The following is a 3,247-nucleotide window of genomic DNA, read 5'->3' on the forward strand; positions in this document are numbered from 1 at the left end:
GTGACTAACCGCGGGGCGGCGTATCGTCAGCCAAAAGAGAAGAACGACTTTTACAACTTGCTCGATGGATGGATGTTAAAAGACAAAACCCCAACGCTCGAACAGCAGCATTACATTATGGCGATGCTGATCCGCGGCGGCGTGTTTGGCAAGGGTGACAAAAAATAGGTGACGGTAATGAACTACTATCAAGAGATTACTTTATTGCCAGATGTAGAGATCCCAGTAGGCTTCCTCTGGCATAAGGTGTTTCAGCAAGTGCATATTGCCTTAGCGGAAAACAAAATCGGACCGAATCAATCGGCCATTGCGGTCGGATTTCCGGACTATCGCCAAGGTGATTTCCCACTCGGCCATCGGTTGCGTTTGTTTGCACAGACCAAGGAAGAATTTGAGCAGTTAAATATTCAACGATGGTTATCACGCTTGACCGATTATGTACATGTTAAAGCGGTCAAGCCGGTGCCAGAAGGGGTGCAAGACTATGCCTACTTTAAACGTTGGAACTACAAATCGCCGCAGAGACTGTATAAAAACCTCGACCGGCGCGCGGCCGCGATTGCCAGCAAAAATGGTTACGATGAGGCGGAAGTAAAGCGTCGTTTGTTGGAAAACATTAAAACGGACGACAAACGCTGGTCGCTGCCTTTTATTCAAGTGACCAGCCTTTCAAGCCAAAAACGAGCAGGGCGGCCCAATACGGAAGAGTTTGCTTTGTATATCGAGCGGGAGACTACCAAACAGCCGCCAAACAAGGACCAACCATTCACCTGTTATGGGCTCAGCCGACGAGAGTCCGACCAGCAATCTGCGGTGCCGTGTTTTTGAGGGGAAACCCCTCTTTACCCCTTCTTTTTGGGCTCTTTAAAAATAAACAGGAAATACAGTTGCTTACGGCAGGCCATTTTTAACAAGGGTAAAAGGCGATTTTTATCCTAATGGCCTGTTGTTACTGACGATTATTACGTTATTCTATTGTTCACTGCCGCACAGGCAGCTTAGAAAGAGAGGCGGCTGCGCCGCCAGNGCCAGAAAGAGCATCAGTTCACTGCCGCACAGGCAGCTTAGAAAAGCTGATAAACGGACGCACTACCAACGCAGAAGTTCACTGCCGCACAGGCAGCTTAGAAATTCGTAATACTTAGCTACCGTGTGAATTTCCGGTTCACTGCCGCACAGGCAGCTTAGAAATTCGTAATACTTAGCTACCGTGTGAATTTCCGGTTCACTGCCGCACAGGCAGCTTAGAAAGGGAACTAACGCCAAAAGAAGCCTGTGAAGTGGTTCACTGCCGCACAGGCAGCTTAGAAATATCAGCTTGGTCAGCAAAAGCGCACCGACTTGTTCACTGCCGCACAGGCAGCTTAGAAATGTGAGGAAAAAAGGCCAACCCGATCAATACAGTTCACTGCCGCACAGGCAGCTTAGAAATGCGGCTTTTACGTCATCACGCAGGTTCGCTTGTTCACTGCCGCACAGGCAGCTTAGAAATTTTGGCGTAACATTCAGCTCCCACGCTTTTAGTTCACTGCCGCACAGGCAGCTTAGAAAATTAAGCGTCGGTGGGGCATTCACATCACCGGGTTCACTGCCGCACAGGCAGCTTAGAAACATATAATCGGTGATGGTGGCGGTGTCTGATTGTTCACTGCCGCACAGGCAGCTTAGAAATTTACCAAAGCCAACGCGCCCGACGAAACCACGTTCACTGCCGCACAGGCAGCTTAGAAAAGGGGGCGAAACAGGGGCGGCAATCATGGCGGGTTCACTGCCGCACAGGCAGCTTAGAAATTTTTAACTACACCTACGAACCTAGCGCCTTTGTTCACTGCCGCACAGGCAGCTTAGAAAGTAGACATGGCCAACGACATGGCGGCACAGCAGTTCACTGCCGCACAGGCAGCTTAGAAATTAAATCGCTAACTCAGGACGCACCACTTCTAGTTCACTGCCGCACAGGCAGCTTAGAAAAACGAGGACGGCGAGCCAAACCCGCACGTACAGTTCACTGCCGCACAGGCAGCTTAGAAAATTTCAGACTACCGCGCGGCAGTGCTGGATCTGTTCACTGTCGCACAGGCAGCTTAGAAAGTTTCGCGGTGGCCGTCGCGCCAAGGCCGCGCGTTCACTGCCGCACAGGCAGCTTAGAAAACACCATAAACCTGTTTCAGCGCGGCCAAGAAGTTCACTGCCGCACAGGCAGCTTAGAAAATCCAAAAATCGCGACACTTCGCGGCCGATGGGTTCACTGCCGCACAGGCAGCTTAGAAAGGTTAAGGGTCGGCATCTGCCCGTGTCGGGTCGTTCACTGCCGCACAGGCAGCTTAGAAAAGCAAAAAACCGGCATTCCCGCAGAACAGATCGTTCACTGCCGCACAGGCAGCTTAGAAACATCAATCAAGCTAGCTGAACGGGTAGCGCCCGTTCACTGCCGCACAGGCAGCTTAGAAACGGTTTGCTCGATACAAATGGCGTTGAGATCTGTTCACTGCCGCACAGGCAGCTTAGAAAGCCACAAAATCAAAAACCTGTCCGGTTGCACCGTTCACTGCCGCACAGGCAGCTTAGAAACAAAACGGGCAAAGGTATGAAGAACTCATCTTGTTCACTGCCGCACAGGCAGCTTAGAAATCAACGAGAAAAGGCACCGGTTATAAGCTGGTGTTCACTGCCGCACAGGCAGCTTAGAAATGCAAGCGCTGGCCTGAGTGCCAGCACTCAACGTTCACTGCCGCACAGGCAGCTTAGAAAACCCTTGGTGAGAGACGACAAAGCGGCGTTGTGTTCACTGCCGCACAGGCAGCTTAGAAAACACAGCGACGCTTTCTGAAAGACATTTTTACGTTCACTGCCGCACAGGCAGCTTAGAAAGACCACCTACATAGCCACAGCCGTCTTTACGGGTTCACTGCCGCACAGGCAGCTTAGAAAAGAAAGCTAGTCCTGATAAAGCTGGCTGATAAGTTCACTGCCGCACAGGCAGCTTAGAAATTTGACGAGCAAACGCGCCAACGTCTTTTTTGGTTCACTGCCGCACAGGCAGCTTAGAAATCATCAAGCATCTTATCCAGCTTGCCGGTCGCGTTCACTGCCGCACAGGCAGCTTAGAAAATGCTTTGCCGTTGGCTGGTTCCATGCTGTTGGTTCACTGCCGCACAGGCAGCTTAGAAACGCCGAAGAATGCAACGCCGAGGAATGGTTCAGTTCACTGCCGCACAGGCAGCTTAGAAAAAAAGGTGTATCAATG

The 3,247-nt window shown here is 51.1% G+C and carries 2 protein-coding genes and 1 CRISPR repeat array; both genes read left to right on the forward strand.

The genetic code is table 11. From position 1 onward, the window contains the following. Positions 1–168: a type I-F CRISPR-associated protein Cas7f/Csy3 gene (locus BZG79_RS16215; protein ID WP_242414204.1), complete on the forward strand. Its 168-nt coding sequence runs from the start codon at positions 1–3 to the stop codon at positions 166–168. A 9-nt stretch (positions 169–177) separates the two neighbouring features. Continuing rightward, positions 178–828 carry a type I-F CRISPR-associated endoribonuclease Cas6/Csy4 gene (gene cas6f / locus BZG79_RS14390; RefSeq protein ID WP_077774746.1) on the forward strand — a complete coding sequence of 217 codons (651 nt, stop codon included), beginning with the start codon at positions 178–180 and terminating at the stop codon, positions 826–828. A gap of 149 nt (positions 829–977) precedes the next feature. Further along, positions 978–3,231: a CRISPR direct-repeat array (repeat unit 28 nt; unit sequence GTTCACTGCCGCACAGGCAGCTTAGAAA). Positions 3,232–3,247: the final 16 nt, after the last annotated feature.

It is taken from the genome of Salinivibrio sp. MA427, from assembly GCF_001996115.1.
Taxonomy (GTDB): domain Bacteria; phylum Pseudomonadota; class Gammaproteobacteria; order Enterobacterales; family Vibrionaceae; genus Salinivibrio; species Salinivibrio costicola.

Excerpts from the sequence above, each read along its gene's own strand:
- cas6f (WP_077774746.1), top strand. The coding sequence starts at position 178 with ATGAACTACTATCAAGAGATTACTTTATTGCCAGATGTAGAGATCCCA.